The organism is Acinetobacter faecalis, from assembly GCF_034187745.1.
GTDB classification, from domain to species: domain Bacteria; phylum Pseudomonadota; class Gammaproteobacteria; order Pseudomonadales; family Moraxellaceae; genus Acinetobacter; species Acinetobacter faecalis.
In genome coordinates this window covers 202158-224078 of record NZ_JAXHPF010000004.1, presented here as the reverse complement: position 1 = coordinate 224078, position 21921 = coordinate 202158, and the positions used below count along the sequence as shown (strand labels likewise).

Sequence of the window (21921 nt, the reverse complement as noted above, 5' to 3'; positions counted from 1 at the left end):
TACTCCTCTTTAAACTGCGTATAAAAACTACATGCTTTATTTCAAATATTTCTATAGTTTTTGTTTTGCCCTTTGTGGTGCATTTATAGCACAACAACTCAACTTGCCTATTCCTTGGCTCCTTGGCCCTTTATTTGTAACTGCACTTTTAAAAATCAATAATGCACCTATCGAGTGTCATAAATCTGCACGTCAAATTGGTTTACTCATTATTGGTTTATCTTTAGGTTTATACTTCACACCAGAAATGATTCATGTGGTTTTAAGCCACTGGGCAGTACTTATTTCGGGTTTAGTTTTTGCCTTGTTTTTAGGTGCACTTAGCGCATGTATTATTTATAAATGGGGAAATATAGACTTTAAAACAGCTTGGTTTGCATCTGCTGTGGGTGGTGCAAATGAAATGTCTAACTTAGCAGAGCAATATTCCGCACGTGTAGATAAAGTTGCTTCTGCACATGCTTTACGTGTAATGCTCGTTGTTGTGTTTATTCCATTTTTTTATAAATTTATGGGATGGCACGGTACAAATACATCTGCTATTTCAAGCATTCCTGTAAATTGGTTCAATTTTCTTATTCTATTTGCCTTATGTTTATTGGGCTGTTTTATTTTCAAAAAGTTTAAACTTCCAAACCCTTGGACTTTTGGCCCCTTACTTGTTGCTGTTCTTTTAACTGCCAATAGCATTCAATTATCTTCTATTCCACCATCAATTTTGCATTTAGGTCAGGTATTTTTAGGATGGTCATTGGGCAATAAATTTAGTCAGAGTTTTTTCAGAACTGCACCACGTTATATGTCTGTTGTCGCTTTTGCCAATGTATTAAGTATTTTATTCGCCTTTATATGCGCCTATGTTTTATTGTTTTTTGTAGATATTCCATTACCTACTTTAATTTTAGGTTTAGCGCCAGGCGGTGTTGCAGAAATGACACTTACTGCCAAAATTTTACATTTAGGCGTACCAATGGTAACTGCATTTCATGTGGTTAGAATGATTGGTGTAATGAGTACAGTCGGACCTTTATACAACTACATTCAAAAGAAATTTAAGCTAAAAATAGATACTGAATAAAACTAATTTATTTCTATAATTTGTAAAAATTCAAAGGCAGGCTCTTCGTAGGGATGGCTTGCTTTTAGGGCCTTAGCTACCGCAGATGCTTTTTCTTCAGGCACAATGGTTTCTACTCGCCATTCAAGTAATTGTTCCAACTTATTAAGTTCACCAATAAACGGATTTGCACATTTTACGGGTTTAAATTGCCCTGCTCCTAGCACTTGCCAAGCACAATGTTCGTAGTTACCTAAACCACCTGCCCCTGCTTCGAAAATAGCAAGTTTGGTAGATTCAAGGTGAGATTCTGGAACAAAATAAATCAGTTTGAACATCATATTTTCTTTACCACCTTTTACTCTTCGACTTTTGTTAAGGCACGATGAAGCATATTTAATGCAACATTATTTGATGACCGTGAATAACTAGCATATAAACCCAATTGGGGTAAAGAAATATCAGTTGGAATAATTTTCACAGTATCATTTAAAAATTTCAATAAATATTCGGGAACAAAACTCAATCCCATTCCCATATTAATGAGGTTTAAATGCTGCATCACATTTGTTACCCAAAGTATTTGATCGTGTCGTAGCTGATCAAAAACAATCAATGCATTCAATGCATCATAAAAAACTGGAGAGGAATTTTGTTCACACATAATAATGGTATGATTTTTCAATTCTTGTAATTTTAACTCACGATCAGACGGATGCAGACTCGATGCACCTACTAAATAAATTTGCTCTTTAAGCACCTGAATATTTTCAAAATTTTCATGCTTTAATTCGTATCGTGTAAAGCTTACATCCAATTCTGCATTTTTCAGCTTTTGAATTTGCTCTGTACAAGTCAAACTATGTAAATGTATTTTTAAATTCGGCATATTCAGTTTAAGTTGCTGCAAAATACTTGGCATTACCTTTAATTCAGCCACATTTAAAAACCCAATATGAATTTGATTGTTTTTTGCCTGTGCAACTTGTCTAGCCGCAGCAACTGCTTGTTTTGCATTTTCTAAAGCTGCTTCAGCATAGGTTAAAAATGCATGTCCCTCATCGGTCAGCAAAACATTTCGTGCTGAACGTTCAAATAATTGAACACCTACTTCTTGTTCTAAATCTTTAATTTGCTGACTTAACGAAGGTTGAGCGGTAAATAATTTTGCTGCTGCTTTGGTAAAGCTCTGCTCTTGAGCCACCATCATAAAATAGCGTAAATGTCGCAACTCCATGCCTAACTCTCCCAAATAACTATATGATTTAAACATGCAGTCAAAATACCAATGCATGTATAGTTTAAATCAATACACATACAACTCTAAAGTACATTTCCCTAAACTGAGCACAATTTCAAATGTGCTTTTACTATAAATGAGGAGTTTAGGATGCCCCAACATTACGACACAGATGTACTAATTATTGGTACAGGTCCTGCAGGTGCAACCTTAGGTTTAGCCTTAGCCAATTATGGCATTAAAGTTCAATTATTTACCCAATTTAGTTGGCTAGCTAATAGTCCACGCGCACATATTACCAATCAACGTGCGATGGAAGTTTTACGAGATTTAGGTATTGAAGAACAAGTCAAAGAAATTGCCACTCCTTGGGATCAAATGGGTGAAAGCTTAATCACCACAAGTTTAGTTGGTGAAGAAATTGCACGTATGAGTGCTTGGGGCACAGGTGATGAGCGTCACGGCGATTATATTAAAGGAAGTCCTTGTCCATTAGTGGATTTGATACAACCTAAAATGGAAGCATTATTGGTTAAAAATGCAGGTGAACGTGGTGCAATTTTTAACTTTAATACTGAATATCTATCCCATGAGCAAGATGAACATGGGGTTACAGCCACATTTTTAAATCACATTACCAACACTGAATTTCATTTACGTGCAAAATATTTAGTGGGGATGGATGGTGCGCGCTCTAAAGTGCTTGAACAGCTTGAACTCCCGCTTGAAGGTGTGATGGCACGTGCAGGTACAGTATATGTGACGTTTAAAGCTGATTTGTCGCAGTATGTAAAAAATCGACCTGCCATTTTGCAATGGATAGTCAATCCTGAAGCGAGCTTTGGTGATCTTGGCATGGGCTTACTACGTGCTATCACCCCTTGGAATGAATGGATTATGGGTTGGGGTTTCGATATTTCAAAAGGTGAACCACAAGTTACAGAGGAACAAGTTCGTGCACGTCTTAATGCTTTTGTTGGTGCAGAAATACAAGATGTAGAAATACAAAAGTTATCTTATTGGTATGTAAACCAAACTTGGGCGACAGAGTACTCAAAAGGTCGAGTATTTTGTGGTGGTGATGCCGTACACCGTCATCCACCATCAAGTGGTTTAGGTTCAAATACCTGTATGCAAGATGCATTTAACTTAGGTTGGAAATTGGCTTATGCTCTTAAAGGGTGGGCTCAAACATCATTATTAGATTCTTATACGGATGAGCGTGCACCTGTAGGTAAACAAATTGTAGCGCGTGCTAACCAGTCACGTTTTGATTATAAGCATTTAAAAGAAGTTTTTGGCTTTGATCAAGGCGTTACCACCCAAGCACAGATGATGGAACGTATTTTTGCTGAAAATGAACAAGGTGCAGAAATTCGTCAAAAACTGTATAAAGCTCTAGAAATTAAAAACTTTGAGTTTAATGCTCAAGGTGTTGAACTAAACCAACGTTATAGTTCAAGTGCCATCATTAATGAATCACAACCTGAAATCTTTGAAAAAGATGAACAATTATACTTACAAGCAACAACACGTCCGGGTGCCAAAGTACCTCATACATGGTTAATTGATTCCAATGGAAATAAACTATCGACTTTAGATATTACAGGTCATGGACGTTTTACTTTACTGACTGGCCTTTCAGGCAAAGGTTGGAAACAAGCAGTTGAAGCATTGAATTTACCATATTTAGATGTCATTCAAATTGGTTCACGAAATTACCGTGATGTATATGGTACTTGGAATACAAAATCTGAAGTTCATGAATCGGGTGCTGTATTAGTACGTCCAGATGGTTATGTCGCTTGGCGTTATCAAGATAGTACCAACAATGCTTTTGATTATGAAAATACCTTAAAAGCTATTTTGAAACAAATTCAACTTGAAATTTAAATAAAAACTCAAGACCACCTAAAGGTGGTCTTGAGTTTTACAAAAATAAAATAGACTATCTATAACAAGAAAATGATTGCTCAATAATAACTAACAACCAAGTTTAGAAACTATTCAATATATAACTTGCACTTAGTAATACGGTCTGAATAACAATAACAGCTCCGAATAATTTCCAACCTTTTTGCTTAAACTCAGCCTTATTATCCATAATTTTAAAAGTTTTCGTCATGACATCACCTCATACCTGAGTGTTGATACTGAAATTGTTTAATTATCCATCTTTCTTTTATGTTGCGACTAAAATGTGCATAAATTACACAAATACTTATTCACTATCATATAAAAGCAAAATCTAAACCAAGTCCAGTGGGAGAATTAAAAAAGAAATTTAAATTGAAACAAAATAAAAAAAGCCACCCGAAGGTGGCTTTTTAAAAACTTAATTAAAATTAGCCAATAAACTTACGTGCATTACGGAACATACGTAACCAAGCACCATCTTGATCCCAATCTTCAGGTTTCCAAGAGTGCTGAACTGCACGGAAGTTACGTTCTGGATGAGGCATCATAATCGTTGCACGACCATCTGTAGATGTCACACCTGAAATCGCTTCAGGAGAACCGTTCGGGTTCATTGGGTAATGTTGAGTTGGGTTACCTTGGCTATCTACATAACGCAAGATCACTTGATTACCAGCATTTAATGCAGCAATGCTAGATTCAGGTGCAACCACACGACCTTCACCATGTGCAACAGCGATTGGTAAAATCGAACCTTCCATACCTTGTAACAATACTGAATTCGATTTTTCAACGCGAACGTTTACAGCACGAGCTTCAAACATTTCAGATTCGTTGCGGTGGAAACGTGGCCAGTTATCTGCACCCGGAATGAGTGGTGCAAGTTGTGACAACATTTGACAGCCGTTACAAATACCTAAAGAGAACGTTTCGTCACGGTTGAAGAAATTCTCGAATTGATCACGAAGTTTAGGGTTGAACAATACAGATTTAGCCCAACCACCGCCTGCACCCAATACGTCACCGTAAGAGAAACCACCACAAGCTACTAATCCTTCGAAATCATCTAGGCTAATACGACCTGCAAGTAAGTCGCTCATGTGAACGTCAACAGTGCTGAAGCCCACTTTATCGAATGCAGCAGCCATTTCTACATGACCGTTTACGCCTTGTTCACGTAAAATCATCATGTTTGGACGGCGTGAATTGATATACGGTGCTTCAATTTCTTCGTTCAAATCAAATGTAGGTTTTGCAATTAAACCTGCGTGAGATTTATCTGTAATTAAAGCAAATTCTTCTTCCGCAGTTTTTACGTTGTCACGTAAACGTTGGATTTGGTAAGACACTTCAGTCCAAGCAACTTGTAAATCTGCACGGTCAAGGCTTAAACCATTCACAGTTAACGTATCTGTATTGTTTACAGTACCTACAACTGCAATGGCATCTTTCAATGTAGAGGCTGCAACTTCTGCTTCTAATGCTGCCCAATCTGCTTTAGAAATTTGTAATACCGCACCAATTTCTTCTGCAAATAATGATGCAACTGATTGATCTTCAAGCGCTACACCTAAGCGTGAAGCAAACATCATTTCTGCAACAGTCGCAACTAAACCACCATCACCAATGTCATGGTAAGCCTTAATCAAACCACGGTTGTTCCAGTCTTGCACCAATGCAAAGAATGCTTTGAAATCGTCAAAGCTATCTACGTCTGGAGTTACAGAACCAATTGCTTTATAAACTTGAGCTAAAATCGAACCGCCTAAACGGAACTGACCTTTAGATAAATCGATACGTACAAGTACAGATTCAATATCTTTAAGTTCAGGTGTTAATGTTTTACGAACATCTGTTACAGGTGCAAATGATGTAATTACACCTGTCATAGGAGATGTTACAGATTTATCTTCGCCTTCATCATTCCAAGTGGTACGCATAGATAAAGAATCTTTACCTACAGGAATTGCGATACCCAAAGCAGGACACATTTCCATACCAATGGCTTTTACGCCTTCGAATAATGCTTGGTCTTCACCCGGTTGACCTGCTGCAGCCATCCAGTTCGCAGACAATTTAATGTCGCTAATTTGGTCAATCTTAGAACACATAATGTTAGAGATTGATTCAGCCACAGATAAACGAGCAGATGCAGCAGGATTTAACAATGCAACTGGTGGACGTTCGCCCATTGCCATTGCTTCACCTGTGTAACCCACTAAGCTTGTTGTTGTAACAGCAGCGTCTGCTACAGGAACTTGCCACTTACCAACAAACTGATCACGTGCAACCATACCTGTAATAGAACGGTCACCAATGGTGATTAAGAACGATTTAGATGCAACTGTTGGGTTCTTGATAACGCGGTAAATCGCATCTTTAAGATCAGTAACTTTAGCAGCATCAAAGTCATCGCCTTTACGTTCAATTGTTTCGTATGAACGGCTCATGCGAGGTGTACCACCAAGCATAACTTGCATAGGCATATCTACAGCTTTATTACCAAATAATGGATCTTCAACTGTTAAGTGACGTGCTTCTGTTGCTTCACCCAATACTGCAAACGGGCAACGCTCACGTTCACAAATAGATTCAAACAATTCAAGTGATGATGGACGAATTGCAAGTACATAACGTTCTTGTGCTTCGTTTGACCAAATCTCCATTGGAGACATGCCAGGTTCTAAAGATGGAATCTTACGAAGATCAAGTACAGCACCTAATTCATGGTCATTTACAAGTTCAGGCATTGCATTTGATACACCGCCCGCACCTACATCATGCACAGACACGATTGGGTTGTAATCTTCCATGCGCCAGCAAGTATCAATCACTTCTTGACAACGACGTTCCATTTCTGGGTTTTCACGTTGTACAGAAGCGAAGTCTAGGTTTTCACCCAATTTACCGCTATCTACAGAAGAAGCTGCACCACCGCCTAAACCGATCAGCATTGCAGGACCACCAAGAACGATTAACAAATCGCCTGGTTGAATTGCATCTTTTTCTACATGATCAGGACGGATGTTACCGTAACCACCAGCAATCATAATTGGCTTATGGAAGCCTTTTACATCGCCATTTACATTTTGTTCGAATGTACGGAAGTAACCATTTAACGCAGGACGACCAAATTCGTTGTTAAATGCTGCACCACCTAAAGGACCATCAATCATGATCTGAAGTGGAGAAGCCATACGAGATGGTTTGCCGTAGTTTTCTTCCCATGGTTGTTCAAAACCAGGAATATTTAAGTTAGAAACCGTAAAGCCTGTTAAACCAGCTTTTGGCTTACCACCACGACCTGTTGCGCCTTCATCACGGATTTCACCGCCCGAACCTGTCGCAGCACCAGCAAATGGTGCAATTGCAGTAGGATGGTTATGTGTTTCTACTTTCATAAGAATATGAGCAGCTTGGCTCTTATACTTATAAACATGTTGACCAGATTCAGCATCTAATTTTGGATAGAAACGCTGAGTATCGAAGCCCACAATTACAGAAGCGTTGTCTTTATATGCCGACAATACATCTGTTGGAGATTCTTTATAAGTGTTCTTAATCATCTGGAACAATGATAATGGCTGTTTTTCACCATCAATTGTCCATTCAGAACCAAAGATTTTGTGACGGCAATGCTCAGAGTTCGCCTGCGCAAACATCATCAATTCGATGTCATGCGGGTTACGACCCATTTTAATGAAAGCGTCAGTTAAATAATCAATTTCTTCATCTGAAAGTGCAAAACCAAACTCAGAGTTTGCTTTAACTAAAGCTGCTTTACCTTCACCCAAAATATCAATTGAGTTTAAAGGTTTTGGTTCAGTTTCAGAGAATAATGCAGCAGCATCTTCAATTTTATTGAATACACTTTCTGTCATGCGATCATGTAATGCCAAAATTACGTCTTTAGAAACGTCTTTTAGACCTTTCAAAGTAAACAAAACACCGCGTTCAAGGCGGTGTATTGGCGTATTACAGTTGGCAAAAATATCAGTCGCTTTAGAAGACCACGGAGAAATTGTACCCACGCGCGGTGTAACTAATATTTGAACTTCATCACTTGCAGCTTGGCGTAGTTCAAAAGATTGACCATCGTTTAGTAGCTGTAAAGCAGATTGCTGTTGTTGCTCATTCAGCGCTTGGTCAAATAGATAAACCCATTGGCTTTCTATAGATTGAACAGAACTAATTGAAGATAGACGTGTTAATAGTTGCGTTTTCTTAAAAGAAGAGTGTGCTGATGCACCGGCCACGATAAACATGCTGATTTTGGCTCCACGGGCAGGTCTTTTGAACCTTGCCACAATGTGACTTGAAGAGAGCGCATATTCTACTGTGTATTGGCTAAATCGGCTAGATGCTAATAGATATTTATCAGGTGAAATTTTGCAACAAATTCAAAGAATTTCTTAGTTTTCAAATAAAATTTTTGAATGTCCTTTGATTTTACTCAACAAAAAGCTTGTATCTAAATAATTCTAAAGGAAGTTCTACACATTATTTAATTCTTCGTAAGAATTTTGATTTCTCTTCAAAGCGAAAACAGTGCGTAAAACTTTCTTTAAAATAGATGATTTATTGAATATTTTTTAATAAATACACAACTGCATCACCTGCAAGCTGTAAAGATTTTGGATCGACCTGTTCAATTGTGTCACATGCTTTGTGATAACACGGCGCAAATTCTAATTCGTCACCATTCATTTTTTCATTGAACATAATAATAGAGGTAACAGGTACTTTACCTAAAAATGGTGCAGTATCACTTGCTGTTAAAGTAGATACATCTTTTTTCAATGTTACTTCTTTATCTTTAAAAAATGCCGATAACATATTTTCTAGAGCAATATCACCTGCATGTGTTGGAACACTGCGCATACCATCTAAAAGTGGTTTGTAATCACTTTCTGCCATACCTCGTTCTTTCAGCATTTTTTCCATATCATCTACAGAAGACTTAGTTGCATCTGCAATCATGACATCAGGATTTTTTGTGCCTACCATATCTACATTAATATACGCCTTAATGCCTTTAAGTTGTTCTGGGCTCAACTTTTTCACGTAATCTTGTGAACCTGCAATACCTGTTTCTTCAGAGTCCCAAAATGCCAAGACAATAGTATGTTTAGGCTTGGTTTTTTCTGCTTTTAGCTGATGCATTAAATCTAAAAGTAAAGCAACACCCGAAGCATTATCGTTAATACCAGGTCCCACTTTTACAGAATCATAATGTGCACCAATTAATACCACTGACTCATTGGTTTGACCTGCAATTTCTACAAAAATATTTTGACCTACAACTTTTTCGCGGTTTTCAAATGGCAGCATTTGCGCCTGTAAACCTGCTTTTTTAGCTTCATCTATAATATATTTTGCAGAAGCCAAACCACCTTTTGTACCTACAGCACGGTTCCCACCATTGTCTTTTGCAATTTTTTCAAAAGCTTGTAAATGCTGCATCATATTGGCAGCACTTAATTGAACAGAAGCAGATTCAACAATTGGTGTTTTAGCTTGATTCAATTGAATAGATTGACATCCCCCGAGTACAAACATTGAAGATAAAACACATGCAGTTAGAATTTTAGGCACAAACATGAAATAGGCTCTTTAGGTTATTTATCTTTAGTTTATCTTAGTTTTATTCAGCCACTGTAGCTGTTCAGTTTTGTAATTATCCCAAGCTCTAAATTTTAAATAAATAAGACAAGCTATGTCGTTTACCTCTAGAGCTTTAGTATGTTTTTTGGCATGATGATCAGCAAGACAAGAGCGAATAACGATCAATGACTCAAATGAGATGGTTAGACCTACTTTCAACAGTTCGTTTAGGTAGCAAAAAACAAAGTACAGAACAAGCACGAAGCCCTTTTCATAAAGACTATGACCGCATTATATTTTCGCAAAGTTTTAGACAACTCAATAGAAAAACTCAAGTACACCCACTCACTCAGCACGATGGTATTCACACACGCTTAACGCATTCTTTAGAAGTGTCTTGTATTGGGCGCTCATTGGGTATGCTTGCAGCAGAAAAAATAAAAGATGAACTTCCACCTTGGATTAGCCCTGCCGATGTAGGTGCAATTATTCAAGCAGCCTGTTTAGCACATGATATTGGCAACCCACCTTTTGGACATGCAGGTGAATATGCCATTCGTGAATGGTTTGATGATGCATCTCATACAGATTTCTTAAAAGATTTAAGCCCCGAACAAGAAGCCGATGTTCGTCAATTTGAAGGCAATGCACAAGGTTTACGCCTACTCACTAAAATTGACTATCACCCCAATGATGGTGGCATGCGTTTAACCTACGCAACTCTAGGTGCTTATTTAAAATATCCATGGCTGTCTAAAACCATTACATCTCAAGGAAATATTCCTGCAAGTAAACGCGCCAAATTTGGTTGCTATCAATCTGAAAAAGAAATATTGGCACAAATTGCAGAACAGCTTGGCTTAATTCAATTGGGTGAATATCACTATTGCCGTCATCCACTCACCTATTTATTAGAAGCTGCAGATGATATTTGCTATGCCTTAATTGACCTAGAAGACGGCATTATTTTAAATATGCTGACTTATGAAGAAGTTGAACCTATTTTCCTAGACTTAATTGGTGAATATGGAACACCTGAAGAACTTGCAATGAGCACTACTACATGGCAACAAAAAATTGCGGCTTTACGTGGTCGTGTAATGAAGCGTCTTGTAGAAGAAGTAAGTACCGCTTTTGCACGAAAACATGGTGAAATTTTAGCTGGTCAGCTTACAGGAAGTTTATTGCAATATTGTTCACCAGATATTGAAGATGGAATTAATCGAGCAAAAGACTTGGCGCGAAATAAAATTTTTGAACATCCACAAAAAGCAGGTTTAGAAATTATTGCACACCAAAGTTTGCAACATATTTTAGATGCATTTATTCCTCTAACTACGCCAAATAAAACACTCAGTTTTAAAGAACAAAGGTTGTTTACTATATTGGCGCGTGCAGGCACTCATTTTTCAGATGATCACTATGACAATATTATGCAAGTGCTCGATTTAATTTCGAAATTTTCAGATCATCAAGCTTATAACCTAGCCCAAGAGCTACAAGGTAATAAAGTAGGTTTAATGTAAAAACAGAAATTCTCTAAACCTAACCGTGTTTGGATAGAATATCTGCAAATAACAAGTAGGAACTTTTGCCTTTAAAAGCAATCACCTCTACTATTGAGCAATCTACAAATAAGTGAAAACAAAGATGATCGGATGTTTAATTGGTGAAGTTTTAGCATTAGAAGCACCAACAGTTGTACTGAATGTAAATGGAATTGGTTATGAAATTGACACACCACTTTCTACATTTTGCCAATTACAGAAAGGTCAAAAAGCTACAATTTGGACGCATTTAACTGTTCGTGAAGATGCTCAACTTCTTTATGGCTTTTTAGATGCACGTGAAAAAACCATTTTCCGTACATTACTTAAAGTAAATGGCGTTGGTCCTAAAATGGCACTCGCAATTTTATCTACTTTAAGTGTAGAAATGCTCATTCACACGGTTGAACATGAAGATATAAACACACTTGTGAAAGTTCCGGGTGTAGGTAAAAAAACCGCTGAACGTTTAATGATTGAATTACGTGACCGCTTTAAAGCGATGTCTACAAATAATCAGCCAACTAACTCAACCGTAGAACAAATTCAATTTACAGGTAATTCTGCTGTTGCAGAAGCTGAAGCCGCATTACAATCTTTAGGTTATAAACCACTTGAAGCACAAAAGCTGATTAATGCTGTTAAAGGTGATTACACAGAAGCAGGCGAAATTATCCGTGCTGCATTAAAATCAATGAATAGATAATTAGCCGATTAGAGAAGATTCAGAATATATGCAAGACCGTATTATTAGTGGCTCTGAAAAACCTGAAGATCATTTTGATCGTGCCATTCGACCAACCTCACTCGATGACTATATTGGTCAACCCGTTGTGCGCGAACAAATGGAAATTTTCATTGGCGCAGCACGTGGACGTGGTGAGGCACTCGATCACACGCTTATTTTTGGTCCACCGGGTTTAGGTAAAACCACTCTTGCCAATATTATTGCCCGTGAAATGGGGGGTAACTTAAAGTCTACTTCTGGCCCTGTTCTTGAACGTGCAGGCGATTTGGCAGCCATGCTGACCAACTTAGAAGAAGGTGATGTTTTATTTATTGATGAAATTCACCGTCTTTCGCCTGTAATTGAAGAAATTCTTTACCCTGCAATGGAAGATTACCAACTCGACATTATGATTGGTGAAGGTCCTGCTGCACGTTCTATTAAATTAGATTTACCGCCATTTACTTTAGTAGCTGCAACCACGCGAGCAGGCTTACTCACCTCTCCGCTTCGTGACCGTTTTGGTATTGTTCAGCGTTTAGAGTTTTATTCAGTTGAAGATTTAACACACATTGTTTCTCGTTCTGCAAACTTGATGGATGTGCCAATGACTGACGATGGTGCAAAAGAAATTGCCCGTCGTGCGCGTGGTACACCTCGTATTGCAAACCGTTTATTACGTCGTGTTCGTGATTACGCACAAGTAAAAGGTACAGGCGAAGTAACGCAAGAAATGGCGCAACTTGCTTTAGATATGCTAAAAGTAGATAAAGATGGTTTAGATACTTTAGACCGTCGTTATTTAAGTATGTTGCTAGAGCGTTTTGATGGTGGCCCTGCGGGTGTTGAAGCTTTAGCTGCAGCTATGGCGGAAGATTCAGGTACGCTTGAAGATGTGATTGAGCCTTATTTAATTCAGCAAGGTTATGTCATGCGTACTGCACGTGGTCGTATTGCAACAAATATGGCGTATTTACAGTTTGGTTTAACACCACCAGAACCGAAAGAGAAATAATAAAAAAGCAGCTTAGGCTGCTTTCTTAATAAAAACTTTCTTTAAATCCTGATTAAGCTTATTCATTAAACTCATATTTAATTTAAAAAAATCACGCCCTAACGATTCACAGTCTGTCTGTTCATTAAATGCATTTATAATAGATAAGATCTTTTCTTTTAAATCTTTAAATAGCTCACTGTATTCATCATCATGTATATCTAGATAAATTATTAATGACTCAATTTTAATTAAAGATTTTAAAATAATTTCAATTTGATCATTTGATTCCTTAAAGATATCTTTAGAAACAACTTCTCCATGTTTTTTAACTCTACAATTTAATAAAACTAGAGTAGCACTCCAAGTATTTATCAAATAATCTAACTCATCTTTAATTTTAATTACTTCATCAATCCATACTTTATTTTGTAAAACAAATAATTCTAATGTTCTAAGTTTTTCCTGACTCTTTATAAGCTCAATATTACTTTTAATCTGACTTTCACTAGATTTTTTTACAACATAAATAGTTACTACAAATGCCAGGAATGAAACAAACAATGCTCCTATCGAAATCCAATCAGGATCTTGTTCGATTTTAACCACTAATTTTTGATCATTCGGCTGTTGTAAAATCACCGCTTGCGTATTTTGTTGTGTCACTTTTATCTCTAAATTATTTTCCCCACAGCCAAACTACAAAACCAAACAAACAAAATCAATCACCTACAACAACTAAATCTGTATTCTTCCAAAAACCTAAAATAATTCAGACTTGTTACAAAAAACAATTTGATCATTTTTTAATCTAAAGGTATTCTCTATAGTGTGCTTCAAATCACACTTAAAATCATAAACACAAAGCAAGTAAAACTAAAATACAAATAAACGAACAAAGTAAACAATAAGTAAAAATGAATGACTTACTGCATTCAAATAAAAATAGGATACGGTTATGAAAAATATAATTACTGTAATTTGTGTCAGTATTTTCCCCACATTACTTTGGGCGAATACATCATCTTGGCAATGTAAAAACACCATTAATGAAGTTAAATGCAAAAATAAAACTTGTCATTCAGGCGCTGTTTTAGATTCTTCTTTCAAAGTTTCTATTCAAGACCATTCAAAAGTAAAAGTATGCACTCAAAATAAATGCTGGAATGGTCACGCTGTTTCTCAAAAAAAATCTCACAAAGCTTTATATACAATTAAACAGTTTGGTTGGACAACTCAAAACAATCCAAACGCAGAATATACATTGGGCGTAAACCACAACACTAATAGCTTATATCTTCAAGGTGAAAACCAAGCGCATCCACTTCAGTGCCAACTTGTATAAATTAGACACTGATTCCTTTTTTAGTAAAATAGGTTTTCACATAGCTTCTATGAATAAAATTTGAATACCTAAGGTGAATTACTCTCCTATTTAATGGATTTTTTATCCATTTAAATGTCTATGTATACTTTAGAATAAAAAATTGAACGTGAAACATCATCATAATAAAAATTAAAATCATAAAATTTTGAATCTTTTAAATATGTCTAACTCAACTGAAATAGTCCTTTAAGGAATAGTGCAAGTTTGAAACCTTGTGCCATAGGACAAAAAAGCCATTATGATAAAATTCTCAGCCTGCAAAACACGGCTTTTATCAAATATTTTCGTAATAGATTAAGTTAAAATTTGAAGTAAAAGCCCCTCTATACAATTTGAAATAAATAAGTGGAATACCAAAATGGCGAATAAATTCGAATTCAACATTCGTGTGTATATTGAAGATACTGATGCTGGTGGCATTGTTTACCACGCAAATCATATTCGCTTTATGGAACGTACTCGTACAGAATGGCTTCGTGCTTCTGGTGTAGATCATTATTGGCACCAAAAAGATTACAACTTTGTTGTGCACAAAATTAGCTTAAAATATTCACGCCCAATTCTTATGGATGATTTAATTACAGTCACTGCAAGTGTTGTTTCTTGTAAAGCTTCATCTTTTGTGTTGCAACAGAATATTTATCGTGGTGAAATTATGCTTGCATCTGGTGAGGTAGAATTGGCATGTATTAATGCAGATATGCGACCAACTCGCCTACCAGAAGAAATTCGTGAACTAATTCTAAAAGAATTGGAACAAGACTAAAAAAAATTAATTGGCTCAATGTAATTATGGCAACACAAATAGAATCTACCCTGCACGTTTCTGATTTAATTCTCCAAGCAAGTCCAGTTGTACAAATAATTATGCTTATGCTTCTTTTAGCATCTTTATTTAGCTGGTACTTAATTGCCAAATTACATATGAGCTATAAAAAAGCCCAAGCTGAAGATGATCATTTTCAAAAAATCTTTTGGTCTGGTGCAGAGTTAAATACGCTTTATAACAATGCTCAGCTCAACTCTAAACGTGTTGGCTTAGAAGATATCTTTTATCAAGGTTTAGGTGAGTTCCTTAAACTTAAAAAACGCAATGCATCTCAAAACCAAACCATTGAAGGCACAGAACGTATTTTACGTGTAGGCTTAAGCCGTGACCAAGGTCATTTAGAACAAGGTATTGGTACGCTTGCGAGTATTGGCTCTGTTGCACCTTATATTGGTTTATTTGGTACAGTTTGGGGCATTATGAATGCCTTTATTGGTCTTGCAGATGTAGATCAAGTGACACTTGCGACTGTAGCTCCTGGTATTGCAGAAGCTCTTATTGCAACAGCAATTGGTCTTTTTGCCGCAATTCCTGCTGTACTAGCATTTAACCATTTCACAGCAAAAGGCGAATCTATTTATTCAGATCGTGCTTTATTTGCTGAAGAAATGATTGCTCTATTACAACGTCAATCTTTAGATTCAAATCAGGATCAAAAATAATGGCGATTCAACGTTCAGGACGTTTCGAGCGTATCAAAAAACCACTAAAAAGTGACATGAACGTCGTGCCATATATTGACGTTATGCTGGTACTTTTAGTTATTTTTATGGTGACAGCACCAATGATCACAAGCGGTATTAAAGTCGATTTACCAGAGGCAAATAGCACGCCCATGGAATCTAAAGATGCGCCTGCTATTGTCAGCTTAGATAAAGATGGTCAATATTTCTTACAATATAAAGATCAAAAAGCAGATCAACCATTAGCACTAGCAGAACTTACCGCTATTTTAAGTGATGCACAACAAACAGCAAAAACTGAAAATAAAGAACTTAATGTGGTGATTGAAGGTGAAAAAACACGTTCATACGGTGAAGTAATGTCACTGATGAACAGTCTTCAAGAAGCAGGTCTTACTCAGGTAGGTTTACTTACAGAGCCTTTAAAATAATTTATGAAAGATTTCAACAAGCCTCCTTTCAAACAGAATTCAATTGCAATAGGCTTCACACTAGGTGTGCATGTTATTGCAATTGTAGGCTTGCTTTATTTGGGCATGAGCAAAGCACCTGAACCACCAAAGCAAATCAAAACTGTTTTAATAAAGCCTGAAGATTTAACTCGTGAAGTAACCGAGTTTGAAGAAACTGCGCATACCAATCTAAAAGAAGAAATTACCCAGACAGCTGAACCAAGTGTTAATGCTCCTGTTATACCAACTGCACCACCAGTAGATACTCAAAAAGCCAAACAAGAATTACAAAAAGCTGAAGAAAAAGCGGCTGCCGATGCAAAACTTAAAGCTGCAAATGACGCTAAAGCTAAAGCCGCTGCGGATGCAAAAGCCAAAGCAGAAAATGATGCTAAAGCTAAAGCTGCTGCCGATGCAAAAGCCAAAGCTGCGAATGATGCTAAGGCGAAAGCGGCTGCCGATGCAAAAGCCAAAGCTGCAAATGATGCTAAGGCGAAAGCGGCTGCCGATGCAAAAGCCAAAGCTGCAAATGATGCTAAGGCGAAAGCGGCTGCCGATGCTAAAGCTAAAGCAGCAAATGACGCTAAAGCTAAAGCCGCTGCGGATGCAAAAGCCAAAGCTGCGAATGATGCTAAGGCGAAAGCGGCTGCCGATGCAAAAGCCAAAGCTGCAAATGATGCTAAGGCGAAAGCTGCTGCCGATGCAAAAGCCAAAGCCGACGCTGATGCTAAGGCGAAAGCTGCTGCTGATGCGAAAGCCAAAGTCGACGCAGATGCCAAAGCGTCAGCTGCAAAAAAAGCCGCTGAAGAAGCAGCAACTAAAAAGGCTGAAGCAAAACGTATTGCATCATCTGCGATAAAAGAATTTACCGATAGAATTACACGAGCTTGGATAAGACCTTCAAATTCTGCTGGTGAAAAAGCATCTGCACGTGTCACGTTAAGTAATGGCGGTGCGGTACTATCGGTTGTTGTAAATGCGTCTGACCCAGACATGAAAGCGAGTATTGAAGCTGCGGTGCGTTCTGCTGCGCCATATCCAATGCCTTCAGACCCAGATGCACGACGTGAGGCAAGATCATTTACCTCAAATTTTACATCTAAATAGTGTCTTAATTCACATTAAATAAAGCCATAGAGTTGAACTATGGCTTTATTACATAAATATTTATTATTTTTTGCTAATTTTTCAGACGTTTTCATACACTTTTAACAGTTCTTAATAATCATGTACTTTAAATAAAATGAAATCGTGCCATTATGTAGAACAAACAAAATAAACCATTTGATTTGAGTTAATAACGAATGATGGAAAAAACTCGTAAACATCTACTCTGCCTAGCTATTCTTACATCTTTAAGCGCAACAATTTCTATTCCTGCACAAGCTCAATTGCATTTAGAAATTGTAAAAGCAGCAGAAGAAGCTCCCAAAATTGCAATTATTCCTTTCATGAATGATTCTAGTCTTTATCCAATTATTGAAAATGACTTAAACCGTTCTGGTAAATTTTCAAGTGCTTCTCAAAATTTGCCCGCGACAGCAAGCATGAATAATCCTAATGCTACTGCTTGGCAAAGTGCTGGAGTTCCTTATGTTGTAACAGGAACAACCAAGCAAAATGCTGAAGGCGCTTATGAAATTCATTACCAACTATATGATGTTCAAAAGCAACAGTACCTATTAAATGAGTTACTCACAGTACCAGCTTCACGCCTACGTGCAGCAGGACATATGATTAGTGACACCATTTATGAAGCATTAACGGGCATTAAAGGTGACTTTAGTGGACGTATTGCTTATGTGCTACGTAACCCTGCTACACCAAATGAACGCTATACATTGCAAATTGCAGATACAGATGGTGCTCAACCACGTACCATCCTCACCTCTCGTGACCCTATTTTGTCGCCTGCTTGGACACCCGATGCGAAAAAAATTGCTTATGTGTCTTTTGAAACCAAGCGACCTGCAATTTATGTTCAAGACTTAGCAACAGGTCAGCGTGAAAAATTAGCAAGCTTCCGTGGTTTAAATGGCGCACCAAGCTTCTCTCCAGATGGTCAAAGCATGTTGTTTACTGCATCTATGCACGGCAACCCTGAAATTTATCAAATGAATTTGCAAACTCGCGAACTCAAGCGCATGACAAATGACAGCGCAATTGATACTGAAGCACGCTACGCACCAGATGGTAAATCATTTATTTTCACTTCTGACCGTGGTGGATCTGCACAAATTTATACCTACAATTTAGATACAGGCTCAACCAAACGTCTTACCTTCCGTGGTGCATTTAATGCGCGTGGAACTTTAAGTGCCGATGGTAAAAAACTTGCATTGGTTCATCGTCCTAGCGGAAGTAACTACAAAGTTGCAATTCAAGACCTGAACTCTAGCATTACCAATATCTTAACGCCTACAAGTTTAGATGAATCTCCAAGCTTCTCGCCTAATGGGCAAATGGTGGTCTATGCAACACGCGAAGGAGCTCGTGGCTTGCTCGCTATTATGTCTTTAGATGGTCGTTTCCGTATGAATTTACCAAGTGAAACAGGTGAAGTTCGTGAACCTGCTTGGGCACCTAAGTAATTTTTAAAATTTCTAACCTACTTTTATAGAGATGAATAATATGAAAACAGTTAAATTTTTAGCGTTACCATTATTAGCAACAGCTTTAGTTATGACAGGCTGTGCAAGTCGTAAACCTGCAAATACAACAGATGCAACACAATTCCCAAGTGGTGCAGGCACGGTTAACACTCAAGGTTTAAGTGAAGATTCAGCATTAAATGCACAAAACTTAGCAGGTGCTTCATCTAAAGGTGTAACTGCTGAAAATAAAGCATTTTTAGCAAAACGTGTTGTTCACTTTGACTATGACAGCAGCGAATTAACAAACCAAGATTATCAAACACTTCAAGCACATGCACAATTCTTAATGGCAAATGCAAACTCACGTGTTGCACTTACAGGTCATACAGATGAACGTGGTACACGTGAATACAATATGGCACTTGGTGAGCGTCGTGCAAAAGCGGTTGAAAGCTTCCTTGTAACAACAGGTGTTAGCCCAACTCAACTTGAAGCTGTTAGCTACGGTAAAGAAATGCCTGTAAATGCAGGTCATGATGAAAATGCGTGGAAGGAAAACCGTCGTGTAGAAATTAACTACGAAGCTGTTCCACCACTTTTAAAATAATTTTTTGATTTTTTAATTAAAATTTCAAAATAAAAAAGCACTTCATTTTTGAGGTGCTTTTTTATATCTTCAAATTTACGATAAATTCAAGGTTGCGAATCTTTTTCAGAGCTTTGCATGGCTTCAATTAAATCGTGTTTATTTACTTTTTTGTACTCAGGTTTCGCTTCATAGTCTTTCCACGCAGCTTTTACGCTATCTACTGAAATATCATCAAGCTTAATCGCCTCATTTGGCGTTGGAGTCTTATCAAATTTTAAAGTTGTCATTTTAACTCTCCGATATTTATCAACCATTTATAACAACATAGCAGTTTCTAAAAGAGTTGCAAGGGCAAAATCACGTCAAATAGTGTAGTTTAATTTTTCTTTTAGCTCGTTCTGCTCTAAAATAGCCAGCAATGTTGTTTTTGATAAATCTTATCAATCCTATTTTCGGAGTTTCCCCATAATGTCATACCTCACCCTAGCCCAATTCTTACAAAAACAAAGTGGTAATTTAACACCTGAACTTTCCCAAGTCATTGAAACAATTGCCAATACTTGTAAAGATATTGATCAGCTTTTACAAAAGGGTGCTTTAGCTGGCGTACTTGGTAGTGCACAAAATGAAAACGTGCAAGGCGAAGAACAAAAGAAATTAGACGTTATTTCGAATGATTATTTAATTGATGCACTTAAAGTACATCCTCATGTTGGTGGCTTAGCTTCTGAAGAATTAGACGAATTCACTCCTGCTCAAGAAAATGGTGAATATCTTGTTTTATTCGATCCATTGGATGGTTCAAGCAATATTGATATCAACATGTGTGTAGGTACAATTTTCTCGATTTTGCCTGCTAAAAATGCAGTAACAAAAGCTGAAGACTTCATGCAAGCAGGTGTAAACCAAGTTTCTGCAGGTTATGTACTTTATGGTCCATCTACAATGATGGCGTTAACTGTTGGTGCAGGTACAGTATTCTTTACTTTCGACCCTGAATCTAAAGAATTCCTACTTACTTCAGATAACATTCAAGTTGCTGCAGACACTAAAGAATATGCAATTAATGCATCAAACCAACGTCATTGGGAAGCACCAGTAAAACGTTATATCGACGAATTGCTTGCAGGTAAAACAGGTCCTCGCGAAAAAGATTTCAACATGCGTTGGGTTGCGTGTATGGTGGGTGATATTCACCGCATTCTTTGCCGTACAGGTATTTTTATGTATCCATACGATACGAAAGATCCTCAAAAAGCAGGTCGTTTACGCTTAATGTATGAAGCAAACCCTATGAGTATGCTTATGGAACAAGCTGGTGGTGCTTCAACAACTGGTCGTTTACGTATTTTAGATATTCAACCAACTGATCTTCATCAACGTGTTCCAGTGATTATTGGTTCTAAAAACGAAGTTGATCTTGTAACTCAATACCACAACTAATTTCAAAAAATGAAAGTAAGTAATGCAAACCGCATGCTTACTTTCATGGATAAAATCTCCCATGCCAGCTTTTTTTCTAGACTCTAAAGACAATCCAAAAATTAAACACTTGCGTGCTTTAATTGAACAAAACGCTTATCGTAAAAAAAACCGCCAAACTGTACTTGAAGGCACACATTTAAGTCTTGCTTGGTTAGAGCAAAAGCGTTCTATTACTTCAATTTTTACAACTGAAGCTGCGTATAGCCACCCAGATTTGGAAAAAATTGTTTCTTTGTATGATGGCAATGTTTTCGTTCTTAGCGAATCTTTATATAAAGATTTAAGCACTTTAGGTACATCTTTAGCTTGTCTTGCAATTGTAGATTTACCTACATCTCGCGAAGCGCTTAACTTTGCAGAAGACACGCTTATTTTAGACAACATTCAAGACCCAGGTAATGTAGGCACATTATTACGTTCTGCTGCAGCGGCAGGTATTGAACAAGTTGTTTGTACTAAAGGTTCTGCTTCTATTTGGTCGCCACGTGTTTTACGTGCAGGTATGGGTGCACATTTTTCATTAAATACTTATGAAAATGTTGAACTTGAAGATATTTTAAGTAAATTCACCATTCCTGTTTATGTAACAAGCTCACATCAATCTGAAAGTTTATATAGCAAAAACTTAAGAAAACAATGTGTGTGGATTTTAGGCAATGAAGGTCAAGGCGCATCTAAATATGCTTTAGAAAAAGCTGAAGCCGTTGCTATTCCACAACCAGGTGGTCAAGAATCTTTAAACGTTGCAATTGCAGGTTCTATTTGCTTCTTTGAAATGGTTCGTCAACGTCTTTAAAAACATCGTTATTTTATTTT

Annotated in this window: 21 protein-coding genes; 14 read left to right on the top strand and 7 right to left on the bottom strand. The window is 37.2% G+C overall.

Annotated elements, in window-relative coordinates; all coding sequences use genetic code 11:
* Positions 1-31: 31 nt before the first annotated feature.
* Positions 32-1078, top strand: a complete 1047-nt coding sequence (locus tag SKM54_RS06215) for an AbrB family transcriptional regulator (RefSeq protein ID WP_321094730.1) — start codon at positions 32-34, stop codon at positions 1076-1078.
* 2 nt (positions 1079-1080) lie between these two features.
* On the opposite strand, the gene SKM54_RS06210 is transcribed toward SKM54_RS06215, so the two are convergent.
* Together SKM54_RS06210 and SKM54_RS06205 are read right to left on the bottom strand one after the other, a co-directional pair.
* Positions 1081-1395: an NGG1p interacting factor NIF3 gene (locus SKM54_RS06210; RefSeq protein WP_321094813.1), complete on the bottom strand. Its 315-nt coding sequence runs from the start codon at positions 1393-1395 to the stop codon at positions 1081-1083.
* A 20-nt stretch (positions 1396-1415) separates the two neighbouring features.
* Positions 1416-2294 (bottom strand): LysR family transcriptional regulator, encoded by an 879-nt coding sequence (locus SKM54_RS06205; protein WP_154772762.1) that lies wholly within the window; start codon positions 2292-2294, stop codon positions 1416-1418.
* 153 nt (positions 2295-2447) lie between these two features.
* Here SKM54_RS06205 and SKM54_RS06200 point away from each other — a divergent pair, with 153 nt between their 5' ends.
* A complete protein-coding gene (locus tag SKM54_RS06200; RefSeq protein ID WP_154772761.1) occupies positions 2448-4190 on the top strand; it encodes an FAD-dependent oxidoreductase in 1743 nt (580 codons plus the stop codon).
* A 103-nt stretch (positions 4191-4293) separates the two neighbouring features.
* On the opposite strand, the gene SKM54_RS06195 is transcribed toward SKM54_RS06200, so the two are convergent.
* The 3 genes from SKM54_RS06195 to SKM54_RS06185 all read right to left on the bottom strand — a co-directional run bounded on the left by SKM54_RS06195 (position 4294) and on the right by SKM54_RS06185 (position 9815).
* On the bottom strand, positions 4294-4422 hold the full coding sequence (locus SKM54_RS06195) for a KGW motif small protein (RefSeq protein ID WP_266095563.1): 129 nt from the start codon (positions 4420-4422) through the stop codon (positions 4294-4296).
* Between the two features lie 220 nt (positions 4423-4642).
* The gene (gene purL / locus SKM54_RS06190) at positions 4643-8479 is read right to left on the bottom strand and encodes a phosphoribosylformylglycinamidine synthase (RefSeq protein ID WP_321094728.1); all 3837 of its coding nucleotides are present in this window, start codon (positions 8477-8479) and stop codon (positions 4643-4645) included.
* Positions 8480-8792: 313 nt separating this feature from the next.
* The gene (locus SKM54_RS06185) at positions 8793-9815 is read right to left on the bottom strand and encodes a M20/M25/M40 family metallo-hydrolase (protein WP_321094726.1); all 1023 of its coding nucleotides are present in this window, start codon (positions 9813-9815) and stop codon (positions 8793-8795) included.
* Between the two features lie 188 nt (positions 9816-10003).
* Here SKM54_RS06185 and SKM54_RS06180 point away from each other — a divergent pair, with 188 nt between their 5' ends.
* The 3 genes from SKM54_RS06180 (at position 10004) to ruvB (ending at position 13107) form a co-directional block, all read left to right on the top strand.
* Entirely contained in the window at positions 10004-11344 is a 1341-nt protein-coding gene (locus tag SKM54_RS06180; protein WP_321094724.1) for a deoxyguanosinetriphosphate triphosphohydrolase, read from the top strand.
* A gap of 124 nt (positions 11345-11468) precedes the next feature.
* Entirely contained in the window at positions 11469-12071 is a 603-nt protein-coding gene (gene ruvA / locus SKM54_RS06175; protein ID WP_321094722.1) for a Holliday junction branch migration protein RuvA, read from the top strand.
* A gap of 28 nt (positions 12072-12099) precedes the next feature.
* Positions 12100-13107 (top strand): Holliday junction branch migration DNA helicase RuvB, encoded by a 1008-nt coding sequence (gene ruvB / locus SKM54_RS06170; RefSeq protein ID WP_321094720.1) that lies wholly within the window; start codon positions 12100-12102, stop codon positions 13105-13107.
* Between the two features lie 12 nt (positions 13108-13119).
* On the opposite strand, the gene SKM54_RS06165 is transcribed toward ruvB, so the two are convergent.
* The gene (locus SKM54_RS06165; protein ID WP_321094718.1) at positions 13120-13752 is read right to left on the bottom strand and encodes a hypothetical protein; all 633 of its coding nucleotides are present in this window, start codon (positions 13750-13752) and stop codon (positions 13120-13122) included.
* A gap of 292 nt (positions 13753-14044) precedes the next feature.
* Here SKM54_RS06165 and SKM54_RS06160 point away from each other — a divergent pair, with 292 nt between their 5' ends.
* The 7 genes from SKM54_RS06160 to pal all read left to right on the top strand — a co-directional run bounded on the left by SKM54_RS06160 (position 14045) and on the right by pal (position 19638).
* Positions 14045-14431 carry a hypothetical protein gene (locus SKM54_RS06160; protein WP_321094716.1) on the top strand — a complete coding sequence of 129 codons (387 nt, stop codon included), beginning with the start codon at positions 14045-14047 and terminating at the stop codon, positions 14429-14431.
* Between the two features lie 400 nt (positions 14432-14831).
* Positions 14832-15239 (top strand): tol-pal system-associated acyl-CoA thioesterase, encoded by a 408-nt coding sequence (gene ybgC, locus SKM54_RS06155; protein ID WP_154772754.1) that lies wholly within the window; start codon positions 14832-14834, stop codon positions 15237-15239.
* A gap of 26 nt (positions 15240-15265) precedes the next feature.
* Complete coding sequence (gene tolQ / locus SKM54_RS06150; RefSeq protein ID WP_154772753.1) at positions 15266-15964, top strand: protein TolQ; 699 nt, start codon at positions 15266-15268, stop codon at positions 15962-15964.
* Complete coding sequence (gene tolR, locus SKM54_RS06145) at positions 15964-16416, top strand: protein TolR (protein ID WP_154772752.1); 453 nt, start codon at positions 15964-15966, stop codon at positions 16414-16416. The genes tolQ and tolR overlap by 1 nt, the downstream gene beginning before the upstream one ends.
* A gap of 3 nt (positions 16417-16419) precedes the next feature.
* Positions 16420-17544 (top strand): cell envelope integrity protein TolA, encoded by a 1125-nt coding sequence (tolA, locus tag SKM54_RS06140; protein WP_321094714.1) that lies wholly within the window; start codon positions 16420-16422, stop codon positions 17542-17544.
* Positions 17545-17744: 200 nt separating this feature from the next.
* Positions 17745-19028, top strand: a complete 1284-nt coding sequence (tolB, locus tag SKM54_RS06135) for a Tol-Pal system beta propeller repeat protein TolB (protein WP_321088057.1) — start codon at positions 17745-17747, stop codon at positions 19026-19028.
* Positions 19029-19068: 40 nt separating this feature from the next.
* Entirely contained in the window at positions 19069-19638 is a 570-nt protein-coding gene (gene pal / locus SKM54_RS06130; protein WP_154772749.1) for a peptidoglycan-associated lipoprotein Pal, read from the top strand.
* An 86-nt stretch (positions 19639-19724) separates the two neighbouring features.
* Here the strand turns inward: pal and SKM54_RS06125 are convergent, their stop codons facing one another.
* Entirely contained in the window at positions 19725-19907 is a 183-nt protein-coding gene (locus SKM54_RS06125) for an NF038105 family protein (protein WP_154772748.1), read from the bottom strand.
* A gap of 181 nt (positions 19908-20088) precedes the next feature.
* Here SKM54_RS06125 and SKM54_RS06120 point away from each other — a divergent pair, with 181 nt between their 5' ends.
* A complete protein-coding gene (locus SKM54_RS06120) occupies positions 20089-21063 on the top strand; it encodes a class 1 fructose-bisphosphatase (RefSeq protein WP_154772747.1) in 975 nt (324 codons plus the stop codon).
* Between the two features lie 61 nt (positions 21064-21124).
* Positions 21125-21901 carry a TrmH family RNA methyltransferase gene (locus SKM54_RS06115; RefSeq protein ID WP_154772746.1) on the top strand — a complete coding sequence of 259 codons (777 nt, stop codon included), beginning with the start codon at positions 21125-21127 and terminating at the stop codon, positions 21899-21901.
* Positions 21902-21921 lie beyond the last annotated feature (20 nt).

Bases quoted from the DNA above. Each gene is read 5' to 3' on its own strand.
- SKM54_RS06215 (WP_321094730.1), top strand. From the start codon at position 32: ATGCTTTATTTCAAATATTTCTATAGTTTTTGTTTTGCCCTTTGTGGT.
- SKM54_RS06210 (WP_321094813.1), bottom strand. From the start codon at position 1,395: ATGTTCAAACTGATTTATTTTGTTCCAGAATCTCACCTTGAATCTACC.
- SKM54_RS06205 (WP_154772762.1), bottom strand. From the start codon at position 2,294: ATGGAGTTGCGACATTTACGCTATTTTATGATGGTGGCTCAAGAGCAG.
- SKM54_RS06200 (WP_154772761.1), top strand. From the start codon at position 2,448: ATGCCCCAACATTACGACACAGATGTACTAATTATTGGTACAGGTCCT.
- SKM54_RS06195 (WP_266095563.1), bottom strand. From the start codon at position 4,422: ATGACGAAAACTTTTAAAATTATGGATAATAAGGCTGAGTTTAAGCAA.
- purL (WP_321094728.1), bottom strand. From the start codon at position 8,479: ATGTTTATCGTGGCCGGTGCATCAGCACACTCTTCTTTTAAGAAAACG.
- SKM54_RS06185 (WP_321094726.1), bottom strand. From the start codon at position 9,815: ATGTTTGTGCCTAAAATTCTAACTGCATGTGTTTTATCTTCAATGTTT.
- SKM54_RS06180 (WP_321094724.1), top strand. From the start codon at position 10,004: ATGACTCAAATGAGATGGTTAGACCTACTTTCAACAGTTCGTTTAGGT.
- ruvA (WP_321094722.1), top strand. From the start codon at position 11,469: ATGATCGGATGTTTAATTGGTGAAGTTTTAGCATTAGAAGCACCAACA.
- ruvB (WP_321094720.1), top strand. From the start codon at position 12,100: ATGCAAGACCGTATTATTAGTGGCTCTGAAAAACCTGAAGATCATTTT.
- SKM54_RS06160 (WP_321094716.1), top strand. From the start codon at position 14,045: ATGAAAAATATAATTACTGTAATTTGTGTCAGTATTTTCCCCACATTA.
- ybgC (WP_154772754.1), top strand. From the start codon at position 14,832: ATGGCGAATAAATTCGAATTCAACATTCGTGTGTATATTGAAGATACT.
- tolQ (WP_154772753.1), top strand. From the start codon at position 15,266: ATGGCAACACAAATAGAATCTACCCTGCACGTTTCTGATTTAATTCTC.
- tolR (WP_154772752.1), top strand. From the start codon at position 15,964: ATGGCGATTCAACGTTCAGGACGTTTCGAGCGTATCAAAAAACCACTA.
- tolA (WP_321094714.1), top strand. From the start codon at position 16,420: ATGAAAGATTTCAACAAGCCTCCTTTCAAACAGAATTCAATTGCAATA.
- tolB (WP_321088057.1), top strand. From the start codon at position 17,745: ATGGAAAAAACTCGTAAACATCTACTCTGCCTAGCTATTCTTACATCT.
- pal (WP_154772749.1), top strand. From the start codon at position 19,069: ATGAAAACAGTTAAATTTTTAGCGTTACCATTATTAGCAACAGCTTTA.
- SKM54_RS06125 (WP_154772748.1), bottom strand. From the start codon at position 19,907: ATGACAACTTTAAAATTTGATAAGACTCCAACGCCAAATGAGGCGATT.
- SKM54_RS06120 (WP_154772747.1), top strand. From the start codon at position 20,089: ATGTCATACCTCACCCTAGCCCAATTCTTACAAAAACAAAGTGGTAAT.
- SKM54_RS06115 (WP_154772746.1), top strand. From the start codon at position 21,125: ATGCCAGCTTTTTTTCTAGACTCTAAAGACAATCCAAAAATTAAACAC.